General features: G+C 56.1%; 24 protein-coding genes and 2 tRNA genes. 15 read left to right on the top strand and 11 right to left on the bottom strand.

Annotated elements, in window-relative coordinates; translation table 11 throughout:
* Positions 1-2 precede the first annotated feature (2 nt).
* The 9 genes from PHC90_00685 to PHC90_00645 all read right to left on the bottom strand — a co-directional run bounded on the left by PHC90_00685 (position 3) and on the right by PHC90_00645 (position 8607).
* The gene (locus PHC90_00685; protein ID MDD3844852.1) at positions 3-167 is read right to left on the bottom strand and encodes a hypothetical protein; all 165 of its coding nucleotides are present in this window, start codon (positions 165-167) and stop codon (positions 3-5) included.
* 107 nt (positions 168-274) lie between these two features.
* On the bottom strand, positions 275-844 hold the full coding sequence (locus PHC90_00680) for a flavin reductase family protein (GenBank protein ID MDD3844851.1): 570 nt from the start codon (positions 842-844) through the stop codon (positions 275-277).
* A gap of 221 nt (positions 845-1065) precedes the next feature.
* Positions 1066-1602: a cache domain-containing protein gene (locus tag PHC90_00675; protein ID MDD3844850.1), complete on the bottom strand. Its 537-nt coding sequence runs from the start codon at positions 1600-1602 to the stop codon at positions 1066-1068.
* Positions 1603-1798: 196 nt separating this feature from the next.
* Entirely contained in the window at positions 1799-2989 is a 1191-nt protein-coding gene (locus tag PHC90_00670) for a serpin family protein (protein MDD3844849.1), read from the bottom strand.
* 58 nt (positions 2990-3047) lie between these two features.
* The gene (locus tag PHC90_00665; protein MDD3844848.1) at positions 3048-3260 is read right to left on the bottom strand and encodes a hypothetical protein; all 213 of its coding nucleotides are present in this window, start codon (positions 3258-3260) and stop codon (positions 3048-3050) included.
* A gap of 285 nt (positions 3261-3545) precedes the next feature.
* Complete coding sequence (locus PHC90_00660) at positions 3546-4010, bottom strand: autotransporter outer membrane beta-barrel domain-containing protein (GenBank protein ID MDD3844847.1); 465 nt, start codon at positions 4008-4010, stop codon at positions 3546-3548.
* Positions 3991-7098 (bottom strand): S8 family serine peptidase, encoded by a 3108-nt coding sequence (locus PHC90_00655; protein ID MDD3844846.1) that lies wholly within the window; start codon positions 7096-7098, stop codon positions 3991-3993. The genes PHC90_00660 and PHC90_00655 overlap by 20 nt, the downstream gene beginning before the upstream one ends.
* Before the next feature lie 189 nt (positions 7099-7287).
* The gene (locus PHC90_00650; GenBank protein ID MDD3844845.1) at positions 7288-8076 is read right to left on the bottom strand and encodes a hypothetical protein; all 789 of its coding nucleotides are present in this window, start codon (positions 8074-8076) and stop codon (positions 7288-7290) included.
* Between the two features lie 174 nt (positions 8077-8250).
* Complete coding sequence (locus PHC90_00645) at positions 8251-8607, bottom strand: hypothetical protein (protein MDD3844844.1); 357 nt, start codon at positions 8605-8607, stop codon at positions 8251-8253.
* Between the two features lie 212 nt (positions 8608-8819).
* On the opposite strand from PHC90_00645, the gene PHC90_00640 reads away from it, so the two are divergent.
* The 7 genes from PHC90_00640 to PHC90_00610 all read left to right on the top strand — a co-directional run bounded on the left by PHC90_00640 (position 8820) and on the right by PHC90_00610 (position 12848).
* A complete protein-coding gene (locus tag PHC90_00640; protein ID MDD3844843.1) occupies positions 8820-9365 on the top strand; it encodes an epoxyqueuosine reductase QueH in 546 nt (181 codons plus the stop codon).
* Positions 9366-9373: 8 nt separating this feature from the next.
* Entirely contained in the window at positions 9374-9577 is a 204-nt protein-coding gene (locus PHC90_00635) for a DUF2905 domain-containing protein (protein MDD3844842.1), read from the top strand.
* Between the two features lie 7 nt (positions 9578-9584).
* Positions 9585-10286: a 7-cyano-7-deazaguanine synthase QueC gene (queC, locus tag PHC90_00630; protein MDD3844841.1), complete on the top strand. Its 702-nt coding sequence runs from the start codon at positions 9585-9587 to the stop codon at positions 10284-10286.
* Positions 10287-10293: 7 nt separating this feature from the next.
* Positions 10294-10935, top strand: coding sequence for a 7-carboxy-7-deazaguanine synthase (gene queE / locus PHC90_00625; GenBank protein ID MDD3844840.1), 642 nt, complete (start codon positions 10294-10296; stop codon positions 10933-10935).
* A 298-nt stretch (positions 10936-11233) separates the two neighbouring features.
* Positions 11234-11307, top strand: a tRNA-Met gene (locus PHC90_00620).
* A gap of 32 nt (positions 11308-11339) precedes the next feature.
* Entirely contained in the window at positions 11340-11948 is a 609-nt protein-coding gene (locus PHC90_00615) for a hypothetical protein (protein ID MDD3844839.1), read from the top strand.
* Positions 11949-12848 (top strand): hypothetical protein, encoded by a 900-nt coding sequence (locus PHC90_00610; protein MDD3844838.1) that lies wholly within the window; start codon positions 11949-11951, stop codon positions 12846-12848.
* Positions 12849-12863: 15 nt separating this feature from the next.
* Here PHC90_00610 and PHC90_00605 read toward each other — a convergent pair whose 3' ends face one another.
* Complete coding sequence (locus PHC90_00605; protein MDD3844837.1) at positions 12864-13574, bottom strand: thymidylate synthase; 711 nt, start codon at positions 13572-13574, stop codon at positions 12864-12866.
* A gap of 106 nt (positions 13575-13680) precedes the next feature.
* Here PHC90_00605 and PHC90_00600 point away from each other — a divergent pair, with 106 nt between their 5' ends.
* The 3 genes from PHC90_00600 to nhaD all read left to right on the top strand — a co-directional run bounded on the left by PHC90_00600 (position 13681) and on the right by nhaD (position 16850).
* Positions 13681-14325 (top strand): MBL fold metallo-hydrolase, encoded by a 645-nt coding sequence (locus PHC90_00600; GenBank protein ID MDD3844836.1) that lies wholly within the window; start codon positions 13681-13683, stop codon positions 14323-14325.
* Positions 14315-15178 (top strand): patatin-like phospholipase family protein, encoded by an 864-nt coding sequence (locus PHC90_00595; GenBank protein MDD3844835.1) that lies wholly within the window; start codon positions 14315-14317, stop codon positions 15176-15178. Before PHC90_00600 ends, PHC90_00595 begins: the two co-directional genes overlap by 11 nt.
* Positions 15179-15431: 253 nt before the next feature.
* Positions 15432-16850, top strand: a complete 1419-nt coding sequence (gene nhaD / locus PHC90_00590; GenBank protein MDD3844834.1) for a sodium:proton antiporter NhaD — start codon at positions 15432-15434, stop codon at positions 16848-16850.
* Between the two features lie 145 nt (positions 16851-16995).
* On the opposite strand, the gene PHC90_00585 is transcribed toward nhaD, so the two are convergent.
* Positions 16996-17088, bottom strand: a tRNA-Ser gene (locus PHC90_00585).
* Between the two features lie 72 nt (positions 17089-17160).
* Between PHC90_00585 and epmA the strand changes: the two genes are divergently transcribed.
* The 5 genes from epmA (at position 17161) to PHC90_00560 (ending at position 20949) form a co-directional block, all read left to right on the top strand.
* A complete protein-coding gene (gene epmA, locus PHC90_00580; protein ID MDD3844833.1) occupies positions 17161-18135 on the top strand; it encodes an EF-P lysine aminoacylase EpmA in 975 nt (324 codons plus the stop codon).
* A gap of 205 nt (positions 18136-18340) precedes the next feature.
* Positions 18341-18868, top strand: coding sequence for a DUF2284 domain-containing protein (locus PHC90_00575; GenBank protein MDD3844832.1), 528 nt, complete (start codon positions 18341-18343; stop codon positions 18866-18868).
* A 21-nt stretch (positions 18869-18889) separates the two neighbouring features.
* On the top strand, positions 18890-19414 hold the full coding sequence (locus PHC90_00570; GenBank protein ID MDD3844831.1) for a ferritin family protein: 525 nt from the start codon (positions 18890-18892) through the stop codon (positions 19412-19414).
* A 162-nt stretch (positions 19415-19576) separates the two neighbouring features.
* Positions 19577-19714 carry a rubredoxin gene (locus PHC90_00565; protein MDD3844830.1) on the top strand — a complete coding sequence of 46 codons (138 nt, stop codon included), beginning with the start codon at positions 19577-19579 and terminating at the stop codon, positions 19712-19714.
* Between the two features lie 257 nt (positions 19715-19971).
* Positions 19972-20949, top strand: a complete 978-nt coding sequence (locus PHC90_00560) for a prolipoprotein diacylglyceryl transferase (protein ID MDD3844829.1) — start codon at positions 19972-19974, stop codon at positions 20947-20949.
* Positions 20950-21152: the final 203 nt, after the last annotated feature.

Here is a 21152-nt window from a genome sequence, read left to right as displayed (position 1 = left end):
ATTCATGACTTGCGCTTCAATCTCTTTATAAGCGAGTATGCGCCATAGCCGACCATGGCCCCGACAGTGGCCGCCACGGGAACAACCACGATGGCTGCCGTGGATATGGCCCTGACCATCCTCACCGCGGTGGCCAGTTTTTTCGCTCTCCCTCTCTGCGATCCCATGAGTTTTCCCGCCCTTCTCCTGCCCGAATCAGAGTCTATCGCTCTACCCTTCCACCATTTTCCCGCAATCTCCCCACCCATTTACAGGAAAGACCGATCACCCGTCTTCACTGCCTCTTTATCATCTTCTTTCCCGTATCCCAGGCCTCGGCAATGTGCTCGCCCAGAGTGAGATAGCTTCTTTCAGGCATGGAAAGGACGAGGGGGTCTATTTTCTTCATGTCAGGCTCGCCATTCGTCAAATACCGTTCCTCGCTGTACACGCTTATTATCTCGCCGACAAAGAATTCGTTCGTTGGAAGGTCCACGACCTGAATGAGCCTGCATTCAATGTTATAGGGACACTCCCCTATCATGGGAGCAATGCCGGACTTCCCGTAGAACGTTTCAAACTGCTTCGCTTTATCATGCTTCTTTCCCGAAACAATCCCACAGTAGTCCGTCACGTCCACCATGGAAACAGAAGGTATGTTGATGCTGAAGGCCCCGTTCTCCTTGATCCCTGCATTGCTGTAATGCATTTTACCCAATGAAATGCCTATGCAGGGCGGCTTCAAATTGACCATGGTCAACCATGCGACGGCGAGGTAATTCGGTTTCTTGTTAACCAGCGCGCCTACGATGGAACAGGGCATGGGGTAGAGAATCGTCTCGCTGCCTATCTCCGTCTTCTTCATGGGGCTCCCTCGTTCATGTTGTGGCCATTCCCCGCAACCCCATCGCGCCGCGCGCCTGAAGGGTTCTGATCTCTCACTTCATGAATGATTCACGGAACGGCCCGCACCTGTCTTAATTCTGTTATTGTCTCAAACCAATGTCAACAAAAACAAGGCGAAGGCGAGGAAGGCGGTTCACCCCTTACCCCCCGGAACGGCGGGTAAGGGGTCCACGGCCCTCTTTACGGCAGGTATACGCCTGTGCCGATGAAGTAGTCTGTGCCGGGGATGGGTTCAACATAGCCCAGCTTGGGGGCCTGTCCTTTTGAGCCCGGCTTTGCCCAGTAGAAATCGACAAAGCCGCCGCCCTTTTTCGCGGCTTCGAGCAATGCGCGGATGACGTATTTGCCCTTTGCGTCCTTATAGTCGTACAGGTTCTTGCCCTGCAGGTCTTTCTGTATGGCGTGGGCGATGTTGACGCATTTTGAATCGTAGACGTAGAAGTATCCTGAATTGTCGGCGTAGAAGCGCACCGGGGCAATGAAAGACCGGATGAGGCTGATGCGGTCCTTTTCATTTTTGACGTTTGCCAGGGCCCCGCCCAGGGCGGCGGCAAAACCGTGCGTCATGACCTTGGCGACATCCTTGTACTGTTCGACAGGCGCGGCTTTCGGCGCTGCCTGGGGGACCGCCTGTACGGGAACCGTGAAGCACACAAGCAACATGAAGCCCAGAACAATTGCGAACAACGAAGAGATGCGCGTACGTGATGCGATCATAATGATAAAACCTCCTGTAAATAGAATGGTTACGGCACTGTATGTGTATGTTATCGTACCGCACGCCTTGAAGTTTAACAGAAAACGAAACGGCGCTTCAAGGTTTTAAGGTCCCAGGGCTATTATCGCAGCACGCGGCCGGTGTTCAGATTTACAACCTGCGGTCCCTCGTGCCTTTGACCCCTGAAACTGTTTTTCACCTTCCCGGGTCTGCCATTCTTCCCATGAAGAGGATAGTCCCCGTTTCGTTGTCGCGGATGATGAAGAAAAACGGGTGGTCTGCCCGAAAAACAAGGTCGCGGACAGGGGCTGCCTTCGTCACCATCTCCACGGCGGTAGCGGCGGCGGCTTCTGTTCCTTCCTCATTGACCTCGACAAATGCCTTGTGCTTGATCTGACCTATCCAGAGATACCCCTTCTTCCATCCCATTCCCGTGAAATCCGCCGCCGGAGAGAAGGCATCTTTCATGCCCATCTTCTGAAATGGCCCGGCGAGATCGTACTGTGTCTCGAGCTTGAATTTGGGAATATAGACAGAGACCTTTTGCACCCGCTGTTTGTCGAGCTTTGCAAGCCATCCCTTGAGGTCCTCCGCATAGAGCGCGTTTTCCAGTTCCGGCAGACCGTCTGCGGTTTTGGGAAGGAGAACGACCATGGAGAGGGTGTTTCCTTTGTAGGCAAGGGACAGCGCCTGAAACCCCTTTTCATCGAGAAGTTTGAAATCGCCCTTGCGGTGCATGAAGGGTGTCTTTACCTCGCCGCCCTTCACCAGCTTGAAGGGGCCATCGAAGGTGCGCTTCCTGTCGAACTGGGCCTCCCAGACACCCTTGAAGTAGATGGCGTTGAGGATAACACAGACGGAATTCGCGGAGAGCTCCTCCAGTATCTTGTCGATCTTTCCCTCAGTCTTGCTCTTTACCCATCCGTTTATCTCCTCCAGGCCTCCCCCGAATATCTCCGCATCGTAATAGGTCGTCACAATCTTCCGGTAGGCGTTGTTCACGTTGCCTCCCGTAAGGACAAGCGCATTGGCGATGTTGAGCTTCTGGCCGGACATTTGAGCGTTTGCGTCAAGGGCCTTGTTCAGACTCCGAAAGCCCGAGTTCATACCGGACTGCTCCAACCGGAAATGAAGGGTTCGCTTCATCTCGTCGGCCGTGTTCCCGCGGGCGCCGGCATAGGTCATACCCATAGCTGACGAAATGCTGTAGGGCGAAAAGAATAGATTCCCCTCCTTCGCGCCGAATTCGCGATAGAGCTGCACCGCAAGGGCGGCATTCCCGTCCGAAAGGGCGCTGAAGGGACGCGCGGCGTACGCTTCACCACCGGGTATTGACATCGTGACAAGCAGCAAGGCGGCAAAAATTGCCAGGAGTGACCGCTTCATTTCTTTCTCCTTTCACATATGGTGTTAGTGTTTTTCATTGTCCTTCTTGGACAGACCGTCACCAGGAAAAGTTCCCCGAGCGGTCCGAGGGGCAGCCGTCGCTCTGCCAGCTCCCGGGCGCGCCGGGGGCGAAGGCCTTCCGCGGCAGTTCCGCATAGCTGTCGCTGCGCTCTATGACGGCGAGCACGATCTGGGCCTTCGAGCGCTTCTCGGCCTGTGCCGTAAGCTCGTCCAATCTGGCCCCCTGATCATCGGTCAGGATCTTTTTCATCTCCTTATCACACCTCACAGACGTCTCTATCGGGGTGTCCGCACCGGTTCACCGGAAGACCGCCCACCCCGTACCATCATCCTTTTAGAGGGTACACCCCGCGGGTGACTCCTGCAAGCGATAAGTGAGGCGGGTAATGGGTCATGGGAAAATGCAGATGGCGCGGCAAGGGTAAAGGCAACGCCCGCTATGAGCCCTGCCTGGGAAGACCTATCCTCCAGTATCACCTGAACCCCGACTCATCAAAGTTGATATCGGCTTTTCCGAACATATGGTTAACAGGGCCTAGAAGGATATCCTCACGACACCGTTTATACTCTGGACCATGTACTTGTTCTCGCCGATCTGGACATCGTATCCCATGTGAAAGGAAGCCCCGTTACGCATAAACATCGAGACCCCGGCGCCGCAAAGCAGGAAATTCCTGTCAGGGGAGACCGTATCGATGCTGAAGGGTGAGCTTCCCTGGGCAAGACGTGATGTTATCTCCCGGGAGCCCCTCATGAACTCGTGCCCATAGGCAGCGCTGATGCCGGGCATTATGACGCTTTTCGCCGTCTCCCACGTGTAATACAGCCTCCCGCCGAAATTCCCCTGGAGCGATTCCGTCTTCTGCCTGTCCACGTCGAGGTTGAGCGCGCCTGCGCCCGATTCGGTGTAGCTGTCTATGCCGAGGTTGATATACTGGAGCGAAAGGTTCGGTACGACCGTCCATCTGCCGCTGGACAGCTCATAGCCGGTGCCCCCCATAGAGGGTGAACTGCGAACCCCCGGGGCTGGAGCTTGCGGTGCGGTCGAGTCCTGGGAAGACTATGCGCCGCGTGTTCTTGTAGCCGGCCCACCCATAGCTCGCCTGGCCGTCCACGAAGAATCTGCCCGAGTACCATGTTCCGTAGGCACCGAAGGTGTACCCGTCCATCTTCATCTTGCTGCCGTTGTTGTCGACATCCGCCCGGGAACCGGTATACCCGAAAAGAAGGCCGGCGACCAGGTTAGAGGTGAGCCGGTAGTCCATGCCCATCGTGACCCCTGCGCTGGTGAAGCTATACCCCATCTGGTCGGGCGTGTCCCTCTGGTCTCCCGAAACGGCGTTTCCCTTCGCGAAAATGCCCCATCTGTCTTCATCGCGCCCGGGGAGCATGCCGGTAAGGTCGGGACTCGCGCTGGCTATGAGGACGGGCCTGTCCCTGCCTTCCCGAATGAAACCGCTGTTCCTGATAAATGTGCTGCCGGGATTCGTGCCTCGAACGCCATGCCTTACGTCGGACAGCCTCTGGGTCACGTTGCCGGCCTGAAAAACCGCCGAGCTGATGCCCATGGTCGTGTCCACCTGATTCGATCTCGGGGCGATCTGGTCGTAGGCATCCGCCACCTGGTTGTATGAAGGGATGGTATCGATGATGCTGAGGACCGAATCTAGATCGCCTGTCGCCGACGCAGCCACGGAGTTGAGCATAGAAGCGACGGACCTCTGGCTGGTGTTCAGGTATGTCGACAGGGCCTGGTTCAGGTAGTCGCGCTCGACTATGAGGTACACCTGGTTGGCGACCTCATAGTGGGGTTTGAAGACCACCGTGGGTGTAATGTTGGTGAAAAGGCTCGCGAACCGCCCCGACACACCGGCGGTGGCGGTGAGGAAAGCGCCGAAGACGGTCCCGACGGCCGGGGTGCCGCCGCCGAGCCAGGACGTCTGGAGGACACCGCCGAGCGACGCCCTCCCCGTTATTGCGAGGAGGTCGTTGCTTGTCGTCGATTCAACCTCGATGAGGAGCTTGCCCTGCCCGCTTTGCGTGTAATTGCCCACAAGGTTGAGGGTTCCGATGGAATTGCCGGGGCTCATGGTCCCGCCCGTATTGTGCAGTCCCCTCGAGGCGTTGACGGTGCCCGTGCCCCCCACCTTTCCCGAATAGAGCCCGAAGAGGTTACCGTAAGCACCCGCCTTTTCCGTCAGCTGCCCGTTGACTATGAGCGTCCCCCCGTCGACCATGACATTCCTGCTGACCTGAAAGGTCCTGCCCGCCGGGATCGTGTAGGTCGTCGCGTTATTGATAATTGTGAGCGATAAGGCGTTGATGTCGACACCCTGGGTCATGACGCCCGGCGTGAGCATGACCATCTCGCCCATGAGAAATTTCACGTTGTAGCTGTTCCATGTGCCCACGGTGCTGTTCGTGTCATCGATGTCGGCAACGTTGAGGGTCCAGTTCCCCGCCGCGTTCTCACCCCAGAAGGCATTGGTGAGAAAGGTCAGGCTTGTATTGCTGAGTTTCGTCGCGTCCTGACGGTCCGCGGAGAGGTGCGATGTGGAGTAGAGTATCTTGCTTGCCATCGTCGAGGGCGACGACAGGGTCGCCGTGAGCTCCCCCGCCCTGTCGTGCGTCAATGTGAGGCCCACCTCGATGCCCTCGAGGGGCTGGGCAGCCTCGCCGGCGGTAACGTTGATCGTCCGGTTCACGCCGGCGGGGTCGTTGTCGGGAATCGCAACGCCCACCGCCGCGTTCTTCGTCACCGACGTCTGTTCCGTCACGTAGCCTACATTCAGGACCTTCTCGATGAAGGCCCCGGCGGTTATGTTGCCGAAACCGTAGTCGGGATTGAACCTGTTGCCCGCGGCGTTGGTTCGCCAGCCGCCGAAGCTGCTGACCGAAGCATCGTTTTCGTCCACGACGGTGCTCGTCTTGACGAGGGCGTGCTTCGCCATGCGTATATCCATCTCCGGGTTGGCCTCTTTCCCCAGCGCCATGATGCCCGAGACCAGCGGGGTCGACGATGACGTCCCGCCGAAACCGCTGGCATAGCTCGTATCGGGGAAGAGTTCATCCCTGTCCCCCTTTGTGTTTGCCGCAGACCAGGCGTTGTAGCCGAGGTCCGCGCCCGTACGGTCCGTTGTCGTGATCCCGAAACCCGTGTAATCGCTGCGGTTCGAAGGGGCCGTCACAAAGACGCTCGCCCCATAGCTGCTGTAGTTGGCGTATCCTCCGTCGCTCCCCAGGGCCGCAACGGTGAGAACGCTGGAGCTGTTATGCGAGGGGTCCCCCCTGTTCGCGTCTTCGGTCTTGCCGCCGCGCTCGTTCCCGGCGGCAAAGACATGGATGACGCCGTTTGCCGCAGTGCGGGTCAGTGATAGGTCCATCGCCGCACTGCTGCCCGAGAAAGGGTCATCGCTGCCGTAGCTGTGGTTCTTCACCTGTATCTCCGCCGTCCCCGTGATGGCGCCCGTCGTCGGGTTCACGCCGCTTCTCCAGTAATAGGCATCGAGATAGTTCTGTTCCGACACCACCGGGTCGGCGGCGGTCACGTCCCCGATGTTGATCCTGAGGCCCGCTATCTGGGCGTATGGCGCCGCCCCCGTGCCGCCCATCCCATTGCCGCCGCGTGCCGCGGCAACACCGGCAACAGACGTGCCGTGATTGTCGCCCGACTTCTGCGGGCCCTGGGCGGCGGCCGCAAGGGATGCATTATCGGAGAAGTTCATGCTCAGGTCAGCCCGGTAGTTGGGAGCAATATCATAGTTGCTGCCGTCAACACCGTCGTCAACGATGCCGATGACGACGCCCGACCCCGTGTAGCCAAGGTTCCAGGCCCCCAGAAGTCCCGCGCTGACGCCGGAATTGACCATCCGTATCGTGCTGTTGAACTGGCGGGAGTAAAAGTTGATGAACGAAGGGCCCCCGTTGACGAGGTGCCATTGACCGGGGAAACCTGGCCTCAGGGCGGAGCTGTAAGAAAAATAGGGATCATCGGGAGAAAAAGGGTCGAAATCCTCCCTGCCCCAGACACAAAAAGGAGACAGCAAGACGATGGCGATGCAGAGGAGGTTCGTGTATATCCGGCGCATGGGACAATTCTCCTTCGTGGTCGGCTGGACAGAAGGAACCCGTTCGTCGTTCCTCCATGGTGCGAGACAGGGTTGCGCGAACAATGTAATAGGCCGCCGCAATTAGATTCAAGAGAGGAGGCGCCCTGTTTGATCCCCGACATCTTCCCCCTGCCCGGAACATTCCGGAATCGAGGCGGCGGTATTCCGCTAATCGATGCCGTGCCAATCCCTGGTGGCCGAATCGTAGACCATCCGGGCAAAGGGCGCTTCGTTCACGAATATGAGCCTGTAGCTCTGCCGCGAAGGTCCCGGGTTCCGGTGATAATGGAACCCTCCGGACATCGTATAGCGCGCACGAGGAACTTCGCTCAGGTAATCGGGCACGAGGTCCTTCAGTTCGCCGGGGTATTCGCCTTTTGTCTCCTTGTAGGCATCGCAGGCGGCGATGATGATCCTCGCGTTGGCGTGAGACATGCGATAATTGACGGCCTTCATGCCGGCGGACATGGCCAGGGCAAGGATGTAAATGCCCGTTAGCACCCATTGCATCTTCCTTGAATAGCTGCCCTTTCTGCGCGATAGAACCCATATGGCGGCTATGAATACACATATGAGCGCAAAACTGAAAGCATCCATCAGGAAGGCGCTGACGACAAAGACGGCAAGGGCGATGAACGCGTGGATATAAATGTTCGCCGGCTTTGCATCCGCAGGGGCATGTCTCGTCCCCCGCACCGCCATGAAGACAAGGGCAACGACGGGTATGGCGATGGGAAAGAACAGCCCGACGAGGACCCAGGAGATGACGCCCCGGTCCGTTCGTTTGGCGCGGATCCCCAGACCGGCCGCCCCGAGCGCTATCCCTGCGAGGATGAAATATCCCGACAGGCCCTCGAATTTTATGGGGAGTATGACCGCGGCCTGACCTGCGACAACCAGAATGATATCCAGGCACTTGTATACGGGTGCGGCCTTAAGGGAATTTCGATCTCCCATACGCATGCTCGCAGTTCCTTAAAAACCCCTCCTGTGGTGCCTGCTCAACCCTGCCTTTTGACCTTTTCCTTCCTGCCGATGAAGACGTAAGGCACCACCAGAGTATATAACAGGATGACGACAAGAAACCATCACGTTCTTTCCTTATACCGAAAACTGTCTCCATGGCCGGATTCAGGCTCCCCTTTCCTTTATCTTCCTGAGGGCACACTTTTCGCATCTGAAGGAGTTTTCCTCCGTCCGGCTCCCTGTCTCGCAACACCTTTCCCCCGGCATCCGGTAGCACTTTCCCACCTGTCCGCAATCGATACAGACGCCGCGGGGTTTTATTTCCCAGGGGATCGGCACCGCGCCCGAGGTAAAGATGAGCCTGTCGAGGAAGTACACCATCGCCCCCATCATGGCCTGGCTGATGACCATGGCAATATACACGTTGTTGATATCGAGAAGTTCCCTGACCTTGTTGAAGAAAAGGGCTCCCGGTATGGCAAGAACGGTCCAGCGAAGAACGTACAGAAAATACTTGGTCATGGCGCCTCCCTGCCGTGAACGGCTATATCTATTATCAAGCAGATATTGTTGATATGCAACAAGAGCGGCTGATAGGAAAAGAACCTTCATATTATTAGGATTTTTGTTCTTGCCCATGGCCTGGCGCCTCGAACCCGTTCCCGCCTCTATGGAAAAAAGCGGCGGAAGGTGGTAACCTACAGGAAATTACGGGCAATTGGGAAAACAGCTCAATGGACATCGACGGCAGCAACATATTGCTTCACATCTGCTGCGCCCCCTGCAGCATATACACCCTGAAGGAGCTTCGCCGCGAAGGCGCAATGGTCTCGGGATACTTCTACAACCCCAACATCCATCCCTGCACGGAGTTTTCGAAACGCCTTTCCACTCTGAAAGAGTACGCAAGGGTCGCGCTTATGCCTCTTGCGGTCGATGCTTCCTATGAGCTTGAAAACTTTCTTGCGGGAGCGCTTGCCCTTGGAAAGGACCGCTGTCTTTTCTGCTACCGCATGCGTCTCGAAAAGGCGTTCCAAAAAGCGGTCGATGGCGGCTTCGACGCACTCACGACGACCCTTCTCTACAGCAGGTACCAGCGCCACGATGACATAAAGAGGATAGGCGAAGAACTCTCCGCGGCCTTCGGCGTCCCCTTCCTATACCGCGATTTCCGGCCCGGCTGGCAGGAAGGCATCGAGGGATCGAAGAAGCTCGGCATGTACCGCCAGCAGTACTGCGGCTGCATCTTCAGCGAAAAGGAACGCTACGGGGCGAAATGATGCCGTCCATGGGAAAGATGCTCATCATCCTTGGTGTCGTCCTCATCGTCATCGGGCTTGCCTTCACCTGCGGGCCCAAGATACCCTGGCTTGGCAAGCTGCCCGGTGACATCTCGATCAAGAAGGATAACTTCAGCTTCTACTTTCCCATCACGACGAGCATAGTGATCAGCATCATCCTGACACTGCTCTTCTCCATATTTAGAAAATAGGAGAGACATGAACGAATGTGCAAAGAAGGCGGTGGTTCTCTTAAGCGGCGGCATCGACTCGACGACGACTCTGGCCATCGCCGGGAGCGGGGGTTACGAGGCCTATGCCCTGACCTTTCGCTATGGCCAGCGGCACACGCATGAGATAGAGGCGGCGGCAAGGGTCGCGAAGTCGCTTGGCGCCGCCCGGCAGGTCGTTCTCGACATCGACCTTCGCAGCTTCGGCGGCTCGGCCCTGACGGACGATATCGAGGTCCCCAAGGGACGGGACCTTTCGGCCATCTCCCGGGACATCCCCATCACCTATGTCCCCGCACGGAACACCATCTTCCTTTCCTTCGCCCTTGCCTTCGCCGAGACCCTCGGCGCCCAGGATATCTTCATCGGCGTCAATGCCCTTGATTACAGCGGCTATCCCGATTGCAGGCCTGAATACATATCGGCCTTCGAGCGCTTGGCGAACCTTGCCACAAAGGCGGGCGTAGAGGGGAAGCCCTTCAGGATCCACGCTCCGCTTATCGCCATGACAAAGGCACAGATCATCCGCACAGGGACGGCCCTCGGGGTCGATTACTCGCTCACGACGACGTGCTATGACCCCTCCCCCGTAGGGAAGGCGTGCGGGCGCTGCGATGCCTGCATGCTGCGTCTGCAGGGGTTCAGGGAGGCCGGCATGGACGACCCCGTCCCCTATACATATAGAGGTTAAGTTTCTCATGGCATACCTCATCAAGGAGATCTTCTATTCCCTCCAGGGCGAAGGCGTCAACACGGGCAGGCCGGCCGTATTCGTGAGGCTCTCGGGCTGCAACCTCTGGTCCGGCCGCAGCGACGACCGCTCAAGCATACCCTGCCCCTTCTGCGACACCGATTTTGTCGGCACCGATGGCCCCGGCGGCGGAAGATACGACACCCCGGCCGATGTCGCCCTCGCCATGGAGGCGCGTCGGCCCTCCCTTCCAACGCAGGGTGTTCGTCCCCTCGCGGTCATCACGGGAGGCGAGCCGGCTCTCCAGGCAGACACTCCCCTCATTGATGAACTCCACCGGCGCCGCTGGGAGATCGCCATCGAAACGAACGGAACCCTCCCCCTGCCCGGTGATATCGATTGGATAACGGTAAGTCCCAAGGCTGGCACCCGTCTCGTGGTCACAGCGGGTGACGAACTGAAGCTCCTCTATCCCCAGAACGGTCTCGATCCGGCCCACTTCGAAAGCCTCACCTTCCGCCACTTCATCCTCCAACCCATCGATAACTCCTCCCTCGAGGAAAACACCCGTCTCGCCATGGACTACTGTCTCGCCCACCCGGGATGGCGCCTCGGCATCCAGTTCCACAAGGTATTAAAGATCAGGTAATCAGGACGAAATAACCAGAAGAAGAACCAGCACTCGTATCATTGTTTGGTCATTGGTCATTATCTGTTTCATTGGTCATTGTCTCCTGCCTTCCGGAATGCTGGACATCATGAGGTCCAGTTATGATGACGGAAGGAACCAACCGTGTTCTGGAGCAAGGGCTTTGACCGTCTCGAACCCTTGTTGCGACTGACGAGGCATGGGAAAAATGGACTATCCTGGACGGCAGCGGCCTGTCACCCATAACCTGATTTTGTATTGACAATACAGGCCTTTATGGCTTATATCAAAAAGGCAAGGCGGTGTAGCTCAGGTGGTCAGAGCATGCGGCTCATATCCGCAGTGTCCGGGGTTCAAATCCCTGCACCGCCATTTTTCAGAGGTCCAAAGGGGGCAGATTTCACATGACATTCGAGGCTGCAGGATTGAAACATCTCGGCACGAAGGCAATGTTGGTCACGGCCGCCGCGATCATCGTGACCGCATTCTTCATCTCCGGCATCGTCTGCATTGCCGACGCGGCCCCGGAGAAGAAAGCGAAGCCGGCCGCCGCTGCCGCCGCCAAGAAAGACAGCGGCGCTATCAACGACGCCAACCTTAATGCCAGCCAGAAACGGGTGGAAGAGCTCCTCAAAAAGAACGAATATGTCACCTCGCTGAGAACGAGCCTGAAGATATACGACTACACGAAAGAAGTGCTTGCAACGGTAAAGGTCATCAAGGGTCACTATGAAAAGGCCGTAAACGATCCCGCGGTTGCGACGAAAGACAAGGAGCGGCTCTATCTAAAGCTCAAAGGCCTCGATCAGCTCATCCCCCGGTACACGACCGCATACGAGACCTCCCTCTACAGCCTTGGCTACATCTACGCCAGGCGCAATGAACCGGAACGTGCACGGAAGTACCTGACGGAATATCTGCAGACAACCCCCTTCTCCACCAGCCGCGACTCGAAATGGATGAAAGCGAAAACACTCCTTCTTGAGCTTTATAGCCTTGAAGGCGAATTTTAAGTGCAAGAGAAAAGATCTCTCGTCCGATCAGTTATTGAAGATCTCGGTATTTCGCAGCACATCAATAATGTCGTCATAGAAGGGACAGATTCGCCCTGGCTTGAGAAGGCCCTCATCAAAAGGAAAAGGGGTATCCTTGATGTCAAGACCTACATCTGGATGGATGAGTCCTTCGTCTATGGGCGCATTTACAGGCTTTTCCTCTATATAGCCGACGTCCTCGACGGGGCTTTCCTCTACGATCCCCGTATCACGCCCGACGAAGAGAAGGAACCTTTCGTCCGCGACCGCTACAACCAGATATGGAGTCTTTACGTGGACAGCAGGATGGAACGCCTCGGCATAGAGAGCTTCTTCGACCGGCTGCTGAGGAGAAATCTTTTTATCGACCTCGAAAGCTGCCTGGGATGGACGCAGGCAGGGAAGATCTTCGATTCCCTCTGGTCCAGAAAGGTCTTCACATATCCCGAGATCATCGATCTCAGCTACCACCTGGAGGAGAGGTTCCCCGGGGAAGTCCGGTCCGGCGGGGACCTATGTATCGAGAAGGACCTCGCAGGCTGCCTGCACCGCCCCTCCGTCGCCGGGCACATGGAGCGCCTCGATTCACCGGAGATCGCAACGATACTCAACGACCTCCTCAGCTTTGCGGCATATTCATGCAAAGACGGCCTGATAGTCCCCTGCCACTATGGCATCGTCTTCCTCTTCCAGAACAAGGTCTTCCTGGAGATCATCCCCTCGGGTGGAAATGCGTTGGTTCTTTCCATCCTCGATTCGCCGTCGGGCATGTACGATACCCGGGAGATCAGGCCGGGCACGGACATGGAAGAGATCCAGAAGAACATCCGGGACCGATACACGTTAATGGCTGCGAGCACAAGGGCCGAGTTCGGCTGACAACCCGTTGTGCGATCACTTCGCCTCTCTGCGGAGCCGCTGGAGGGCAAAGCCGAAGGTGTACTCGTAGAGATGGAGCCCTTTGCTCACGGCGGTGATGGTGCCGTCTTCGATACCTATCTCCTGGCACATGTATTCCTTCAAAAGCTGGATGGCGGCGAGGTTCGAGGGAAACCCGGCCCACAGGTCCCAGCTCCGGAAATAAAGGACAAAATGGAGCTTGCCGTCGGTGACCCGCGTATCGATGAGCCTCAGGCACGGAGGGTCTTCAAGGGTGATGTCGGAAGGCATGCCGATCTCCATGATCGCCTGGTTGGTCCCATAATCCCCCTTTTTGTAGATCTCGATAACCTCCATGACGGGATTGACCCCGCACGCACATTCCCGCCCGTCGACAAACACCTTGGGGTTGGTGAGCCTCTCCCCGTACGTGTAGAGCTCATTGGGGGCCTTTTTGTCGGTCATGAGATATTGCAGATACTCCTCGACATAGTCCATGGAGGTAGGGGCGGGGATTCCGAGCTCGGCAGGGATGTCGGGGATGAGAGGGACCGTCCCGGGATACTTGATGTGAACCATGACAAGGTCGAACTCCCTGCGTTTGTTCCCCTCAAAGGATCCGCGGTCGATGACGTACTCGTGCACCCCGTCGTCCTCGAATATCCGGTATATGCACTGGAACCAGGCATCGGGCAAGTCCCGCGCCTCGATGAAGACTGGCCTCATTTTCCCTCCCTCTTTGATTGGCTCGGCTGCTGTGCAAGATATTACCAAAAAAATTGAAAAACGGCATTAAAAAGTATTAGATTTAACTGCGCACAAGGAGGTTTCAATGTTCGTAAAACAGATGGAAGTCGGCAGTTTTGCCATATTTGCATACATCGTAGCCTGCAAGGAGACCAACGAGGCCCTTGTCATAGACCCCGCCTCTGAATGTGACCGCATATTTGACGAGGCGAAAACGAGGGGATATACCATTAAATATATCGTCAATACTCACTGTCATGTGGACCACATCATGGGTAACAAGCGCATGAAGGAACTCACCGGGGCACAGATCATCATACACCAGACGGAGGCCCCCGCCCTCATCCATCAGTCCCCCCATTCCTTTCAGATGTTCGGCGGTGAACCCTCACCTCCCGCTGACAGGACCGTCCGCGACGGCGACACCATCACTGTCGGGAATACGTCACTTTCCGTCATCCATACGCCCGGCCACTCACCAGGGAGCATCTCGCTCTACCACCCGGGGATGGTCTTTACGGGAGACACCCTTTTCGTGGGCAGCGTGGGCAGGACCGACCTTGACGGCGGCTCATGGGAGACGCTGCTGGCATCCGTGAAGAACAAGCTTTTCGCGCTCCCCGACGATACGGTCGTCGCGCCGGGACATAACTACGGCGATTCGACGCGCAGCACCATCGGGCGGGAAAAGGTCCACAATCCCTTCGTCGGGATGAGAGGTGGTTATTAGACGGGCATTTCTGTCCATTATCGTTCTTTTTCTCCTCTGTTCCTGCTCAAGCATGCCCTTTACCAGGACAACGGCTCCGAAGGTGGCCCTTGTTCTGGGGGGTGGGTCGGCCAAAGGCTTCGCTCACGTGGGGGTGCTTCGTGCCCTTGAGAAGGAAAAGATTCCCATCCACATGATCGTGGGGACAAGCGTCGGCAGCCTCATCGGCGGCCTCTATGCGTCGAACCCCGACAGTTTCCAGCTGGAGTGGGCGGCATTCAAGATAAACAGGGGCGATATCCTGGACTACTCCATAGTCTCATCGAAGATGGGCCCGGTCCAGGGCGCCAGGCTCGAAGCCTTCGTGGAGCAGAATGCAAAGGTGAAGCGCGTGGAAGACACAAAGATACCTTTTTATCCCGTGGCCACCGACCTCAACACGGGCGAGACGGTCACCCTCGAAAAGGGGTCCATCGCCAGGGCCATCCGCGCATCCTCCGCCATCCCGGGCATCTTTGTCCCCGTCAGCTTCGGGAACAGAACCCTCGTTGACGGAGGTGTCACAAGCAACATAGCCTGCGAAGTGGCCCGATCAAAAGGAGCCGACGTCATCATTGCCGTCAACCTCCAGAATGACGTGAGGGACGGGGACATAACATCCGTCATCGATGTCATCGCCCAATCCATATCGATCATGATGCATGTCAATTCAAAGGCAGAGCTTGCCCACGCAGACATAATCCTTGAGCCGGACACGAAAGGCATCTCCATGTTCGATTTTTCGCAGAAAAAAACCTTAATGGAGAGAGGCATAAGGGCTGCGGAAAAAGCCATGCCCCGGATCAGGGCGCTCGTGGGAATGAAGCAGGAATAGTTACAGGTTTCAGGCCTTCCTCTTTTTTCCTTACCTGAATCCGGGTTTATCGTCCGTGAATATCAGGAAAACTCCGATACATCCGTCGGCCATTGTGGGGTATACTGCCGATGGATGAAGTGCATTGTCCCATCCTTCGAGTAGATGTATGGCCCTCCAACGGACTCAACACTCTGAATCGTAAGGTCGAATAATACACAGCCGGTATCGGGACAGCATGATCCCGTGAAACCATAAAAGGAAGAGCAAAAAAATGAAAAAAGGCGCCCGTTGTTTAGTCTCCCTGGCACTCCTGATGGCATTGCCTCTTTGCGCATCGGCAAACGGAGGATCGGTCGAGGTCGTGAACCTGACCACATCAGTCTTCGGCATCATTGCGGTCGTTCTCTTTATTGTGGCCTACGGCTTTGTGATCTTCGAGGAAAAGCTGCATTTGCGAAAAAGCAAGCCCGTCGTGGTCGCAGGGGGCATTATATGGATCATGGTCGCCCTTGCATATCTGGCAATAGGCAGGCAAGACGTCCTTCATTCCGCCGTTGTCGTCAATCTGGCGGAATATGTGGAATTATTCCTTTTCCTCCTTGCCGCAATGACATACATAAACGCACTTGAGGAAAGAAAGGTCTTCGAGGCCTTGACCTCCTGGCTTTTAAGCAAAGGGTTCGGCCTCAGAAGGATATACTGGATGACAGGCACCCTGGCATTTTTTCTGTCTCCTCTATGTGATAACCTCACCACAGCGCTTCTCATGGGCGCCGTGACCATAGCTGTGGCACGAAACGACAAGAGGTTCATTGTCGTGTCCTGTATCAACATCGTTGTCGCCTCAAACGCCGGGGGCGCGTTCTCGCCTTTCGGGGATATCACTACGTTGATGGTCTGGCAGAAGGGCAAGATTCCCTTTGGAGAATTCTTCGCGCTCTTCATACCTTCCATGATAAACTGGCTTATCCCGGCGGTTATCATGAGTTTCTCCGTGCCTCATGGTGTCAAACGCGGGGCGGCGATCCCCCTCAAGATGAAGGCCGGTGCGCGGCGCATTATGATCCTCTTTGTCCTGACGATCGTCACGGCGGTTCTGTTCCACAATGTCCTCCACCTTCCGCCCGCTCTCGGAATGATGCTTGGACTGGGGTATCTGTCCTTTTTCGGCTATTACCTGAAGATAAAGGAAATGCGTAATCGTTGGGATGAAGACCCCCTTGACATGATGGGCCATGACAAGCGCAAGACTTTTGACCTCTTCAGGAATGTCGCTCGGGCTGAATGGGATACGCTGCTCTTTTTCTATGGCATCATCTTTTGTGTCGGCGGCCTTGGACAACTCGGGTACCTTGCGATGACGTCTGAATACCTGTACGGCTTTGGCCATACCCCGGCAAACGTGATGATAGGGATTCTCTCGGCCGTGGTCGACAATATCCCCGTGATGTATGCAGTATTAACGATGAACCCTGACATGTCTCACGGACAATGGCTCCTTGCAACGCTGGCGGCCGGGGTAGGAGGAAGCCTTCTCTCCATTGGCTCCGCCGCTGGTGTCGGCCTCATGGGAAGCTCCCGGGGGACATACACCTTCGCAGGTCATCTCAAATGGACTTGGGCCGTCGGGCTCGGATATGGCGCAAGCATCTGGACTCACCTCATCCTGAACGCAAAGCTCTTCACGTAGAAGCGGCTTCACGTTTCAGGTTAAGAAGCACGAAAAGAGCGGCCCCGCGTACCGTTGGGGCCCCGTTCTCCAGCACCATCTGAAATTTCTTGTCCTTGTTCTTAGCCTGAAACGTGAAGCCTGAAACGTGGAACTTCTTTTTGAATGGCGGAGAGGCAGGGATTTGAACCCTGGGTACGGGTTTATCCGTACACTCGCTTAGCAGGCGAGCACCTTCGGCCAACTCGGTCACCTCTCCACAAGAGCCTAAGATGGACAAAGTATACTTGTTTGCTGTATAAAATGCAATAACGCACTCACCGGCAAGGTAATGGAAACCATGGACATGCCCGGAACCCACGATATTCTGACGTCGCGCCACGAGCTTCTTCGGGCGACCCGTGATTTCTTCTATGAACGCGGGTATCTCGAGGTGGAGACGGCAAACCTGATGGCCACGGCGCCCCCCGACCCTCACATAGAACCCCTTGCCGTGCACGTGGGGACGAAGGGCCCGTTCTCCCTGCACACATCGCCGGAGATGGGGATGAAGAAACTCCTGCGGTTCGGACACAGACGGATCTTCCAGATATGCAAGGTCTGGCGAGTTGAAGACCATCAGGAACTGCACAACACCGAGTTCACCATGGTGGAATGGTACCGCGAGGGTTCATATCGGGACGTGATGAATGAAACGGAAGAACTCGTGGAGTCCATCGCCCGAAGGCTTCTCAGCCCCCTTCCGGATCTCTTTCTCGGGCCCTATCCCGTACATCAGCTCGACCAGGTCTTCCGGGAGACGATGGGATTCGATCCCTTCCTCCTTGACCGGGACGACTTCTTCGATGCCCTTGCGAAGAAGGGTTTTTTCGGCATCGACGATGGGGACGACTGGAACAGCCTCTTCTTCAAGACGCTCATCCAGGAGATCGACGACGTCCTCAGAAGCAAGAAGCCTTATATTGTCTCGGGATGGCCTTTTTCCATCTCCACCATGGCGAAGAGGCGCGACGACAATAGCGCCCTCGTGGAGCGCTTCGAACTGTACATAGACGGCCTCGAGATCGCCAACGGATACACGGAGCTTACCGACCCATCCCGGCAGCGCGAGCGCTTCATGGACGACAATGCGCGGCGGGCGCGGCTGGGAAAACAGACCTTCCCCATCGACGAAGCCTTTCTCCATGCCCTCGCAGCAATAAACACCCCCTGCGCCGGTGTCTCCGTCGGCCTCGACAGACTCCTCATGGCGCTTCTCGGAAAGAAGACCATCGGGGAAGTAATACCGGACAGGCTGATCGTCTGAAAGACGGTTTCAGGTTCCAGGTTGTTTCACGCCAAAAACGGGGGAAGAAACGTCAGGCGGGGCCGGTGAAATGACTGTCGCACCTTCCACCGGGCAGCTCTTTTCGTGCTTCTTAACCTGAAACCTGAGACTTGAAACCTGAAACGATCCTCGGTCTTCCCCGGCTTGACCAATCCCACTCGGTGTCCTATAGTGTAAGTAGCTCATGCAAAACAGCGACCTTGAGAAATATATCGGCTTCGCCAGGGAAAGGGGGATTGATGACGCCGTGATCGTGGAAACGTCATCAATCCATACGGCGCCGTGGGTCCGAATGAAGTGCCAGTTCGGATGCGGCGCATACGGCCTGAGGTGGTCATGCCCACCCCACACCCCCGACCATGAGAAGACCCGATCGATGCTTGATTCGTACACGCAGGCAATCCTTCTCCATTCTCATTGGGTAAGCGGATACAGCACGGTAACCGACCTTAACGACACCGTCGTAGATCTGGAAACCACTTTGTTTCTGGATGGATTCTACAAAGCCTTCGGCTTCGGCTGCGGATTCTGCACCCGGTGCAAGAAATGCGACACCACAAAGGGTTGCGTACACCCGGAACGCATGAGGCCCTCCATGGAATCCTGCGGTATAGACGTCTATCAGACCGCACGCGCAAACGGCCTTCCCATTGAGGTCGTCCGCAATCACGCTCAAGACCGGGATGTATACGGCATTGTTCTTATCGAATGAACAAACGGAAAGGGTGACGCTATGGACGACAAAGAAAGGCTGAGCGCGTTGGAAGTGGCGCTTGACAACGAGATGAAGGAACGTGAATTCTACCTCAAGAACGCCGACCGGACAAGCAACCCCCTGGGCAAGGCAATGTTCAAGACAATAGCCGAGGACGAGGCCGAACATTACCACCGGCTTAAGGGTCTCCACGAAAAGTGGGCGGCCGAGGGCAAATGGCCCGAGACGTTGCCCCTCAACGTGAATAATACGAACATCAGGGAGGTTCTTGCCAACGCCCTCAAGTCGATCGACCCGTCGGCCCCGACCGATGCGGCCGACCTGGAAGCCGTCAAGACAGCCGTCGCCTTCGAGAACAAGGGGGTCGTGTTCTACAAGGAACTTGCCGCGTCATCGAAGGACAAGCGTGAGAAAGACTTCTTCGAGCTCCTTGCGATGATCGAATACGAACACTTCCTGTCCCTGCGCGATGCCGAAGAGTATTTAGAAGATCCGGCGGCCTGGTACGTAAAGGTCGAACATCCCACGCTGGACGGCGGATAGCCGCCGGGAACAACCCTGCGGAAGGTCGGTGAGCATACTGCCTCGCCAATGCGGAAACAAGAGGTTTCGAGATCATTGGCAACCGAGTCGGTTTTTACATCTGCAAACCCTGTGCGGATGAACAAGAAGGATTGATGCAAACAAATCAATAGAGGAGGTTATATGGTCTGGACATGTTCTGTTTGTGGATACCAATACGACGAAAAGGTTGAAAAGGTCCCCTTTGATCAGCTTCCCGATGACTGGGCTTGCCCCATCTGCAACGCGCCGAAGGACGCATTCGAAAAATCCGAGTCATAACTACTCCCATACCCTCACCGCGTATTTTCACACCCCCAATCCCCTCCCGCAACGGGAGGGGTTCATCCACAGAGACGGTTTCAGGTTTCAGGGCAAAGACAGGGGAAGAACCTCAAGCTTTGAAGGCTGAAACAGTCTTTCCTGAGACCTGAAACTTTCGTTAAGGTTTTTCCTGAAACGTGAGACTTTCTTTTTGGGTTGACACAGGTGTGCCGCTAGTAGTAGAAGTACAGAAAAACAGGGTTTTTTGGCATTAGTTGCGACAGGGGGTAGCAATCTATCTAGAAGGTCCTTTTGTCCTGAACATAGATCCCGCGTTTGCTGAGGTCTGGGGGGTAAATCTCTCGTATCACGGACTTGCATACGCATTGGGGTTTTTCGCTCTTTTCCTCTGGGTTATGCTCCGGCGCAGCTATCTTGGTCTCTCATCGAGACAGGCCTGGGACCTGTCGCTCATCTTCTCCCTGTCGTGCCTTGTCGTGGGACGGGCTTTTCAGATCCTCATCTATGAATGGGAACTCTTCCGCGGCAACTATCCTGAGATGCTCGCCTTCTGGAAGGGCGGCATAGCCTACGACGGCGTCATCATCGGATGCCTCGTGGGGGTACTCCTCTTTTGTCTTATCGACAGGAAAAGGTTCCTTCTCGTAGCTGACGAGATAGTCATACCCGTGGCATTCCTGCTGGCCCTCGCGCGCATCGGCAATCATTTGAACGGCGAGGTCTACGGCTACGTGACAGGGGCGTGGTGGGGGGTCAAGTTTCCCTACGCTGAAGGCTTCCGGCACCCCATCGCTCTTTACGAGGCATTCAAGGATCTCCTCATTGTTCTCATCGTTCTCGCCGCAGCCCGGACGGCTGTTCCGGGGCAGGGCAGACTCCTTGGCCATTTCATGTTCTGGTACGGGCTATTCGATTTCATTATCGACGTCTTCCAGCGACCCGGCCCCGTTCTCGGAGAGATCGGCGCCGATCATCTCTGCAATGCCCTCGTGGCCGTCGTCGGCCTCCTGCTGATAGCAAGGTCTGCACGGAAAGATTCCAAAAGAAAGACCGGGTTGAATACCCTGCATTTCGCACCGGCATCCCTTGTCGCCACGATTCCCTCCGGTCTAAACCCGGCGATCTGGTTCAGGATAATATTATTTCTCGTCGTCCTTCTTTTCTGCCTCACAATTCCCAGCGGATGGAGCCAGGAGTGGCTCTATCGTCTCGCCTCACAGCAAGGAATATGAGGACAGAAGACTATGGCCGGCCAACCACATTCCAACGATCAAGCCAAGGACAAACAAGTCGGTCCATGTTCTGCCTGGTCATTGAGATTTGGTCGACCGGTGATAGCCTTTTTCATTTGGTTATAACACGTTGCAAGCCTTTGAAAACACTTGACTAGTCGCCGCTCTTCTGTTACGATGCAGAGCAAATCCGAAAGGAATTC

Source organism: Syntrophorhabdaceae bacterium, assembly GCA_028698615.1.
Classification (GTDB): Bacteria; Desulfobacterota; Syntrophorhabdia; order Syntrophorhabdales; family Syntrophorhabdaceae; genus Delta-02.
This window is presented reverse-complemented; position numbering and strand designations above follow the sequence as displayed.

Bases quoted from the DNA above. Each gene is read 5' to 3' on its own strand.
- PHC90_00575 (MDD3844832.1), top strand. From the start codon at position 18,341: ATGCAAAACAGCGACCTTGAGAAATATATCGGCTTCGCCAGGGAAAGG.
- PHC90_00565 (MDD3844830.1), top strand. From the start codon at position 19,577: ATGGTCTGGACATGTTCTGTTTGTGGATACCAATACGACGAAAAGGTT.
- queE (MDD3844840.1), top strand. From the start codon at position 10,294: ATGGCATACCTCATCAAGGAGATCTTCTATTCCCTCCAGGGCGAAGGC.
- PHC90_00615 (MDD3844839.1), top strand. From the start codon at position 11,340: ATGACATTCGAGGCTGCAGGATTGAAACATCTCGGCACGAAGGCAATG.
- PHC90_00685 (MDD3844852.1), bottom strand. From the start codon at position 167: ATGGGATCGCAGAGAGGGAGAGCGAAAAAACTGGCCACCGCGGTGAGG.
- PHC90_00675 (MDD3844850.1), bottom strand. From the start codon at position 1,602: ATGATCGCATCACGTACGCGCATCTCTTCGTTGTTCGCAATTGTTCTG.
- PHC90_00655 (MDD3844846.1), bottom strand. From the start codon at position 7,098: ATGCGCCGGATATACACGAACCTCCTCTGCATCGCCATCGTCTTGCTG.
- PHC90_00600 (MDD3844836.1), top strand. From the start codon at position 13,681: ATGTTCGTAAAACAGATGGAAGTCGGCAGTTTTGCCATATTTGCATAC.
- PHC90_00680 (MDD3844851.1), bottom strand. From the start codon at position 844: ATGAAGAAGACGGAGATAGGCAGCGAGACGATTCTCTACCCCATGCCC.
- PHC90_00670 (MDD3844849.1), bottom strand. From the start codon at position 2,989: ATGAAGCGGTCACTCCTGGCAATTTTTGCCGCCTTGCTGCTTGTCACG.
- epmA (MDD3844833.1), top strand. From the start codon at position 17,161: ATGGAAACCATGGACATGCCCGGAACCCACGATATTCTGACGTCGCGC.
- PHC90_00645 (MDD3844844.1), bottom strand. From the start codon at position 8,607: ATGACCAAGTATTTTCTGTACGTTCTTCGCTGGACCGTTCTTGCCATA.
- nhaD (MDD3844834.1), top strand. From the start codon at position 15,432: ATGAAAAAAGGCGCCCGTTGTTTAGTCTCCCTGGCACTCCTGATGGCA.
- PHC90_00635 (MDD3844842.1), top strand. From the start codon at position 9,374: ATGGGAAAGATGCTCATCATCCTTGGTGTCGTCCTCATCGTCATCGGG.
- PHC90_00640 (MDD3844843.1), top strand. From the start codon at position 8,820: ATGGACATCGACGGCAGCAACATATTGCTTCACATCTGCTGCGCCCCC.
- PHC90_00605 (MDD3844837.1), bottom strand. From the start codon at position 13,574: ATGAGGCCAGTCTTCATCGAGGCGCGGGACTTGCCCGATGCCTGGTTC.
- PHC90_00570 (MDD3844831.1), top strand. From the start codon at position 18,890: ATGGACGACAAAGAAAGGCTGAGCGCGTTGGAAGTGGCGCTTGACAAC.
- PHC90_00650 (MDD3844845.1), bottom strand. From the start codon at position 8,076: ATGGGAGATCGAAATTCCCTTAAGGCCGCACCCGTATACAAGTGCCTG.
- PHC90_00665 (MDD3844848.1), bottom strand. From the start codon at position 3,260: ATGAAAAAGATCCTGACCGATGATCAGGGGGCCAGATTGGACGAGCTT.
- PHC90_00660 (MDD3844847.1), bottom strand. From the start codon at position 4,010: ATGGGGGGCACCGGCTATGAGCTGTCCAGCGGCAGATGGACGGTCGTA.
- queC (MDD3844841.1), top strand. From the start codon at position 9,585: ATGAACGAATGTGCAAAGAAGGCGGTGGTTCTCTTAAGCGGCGGCATC.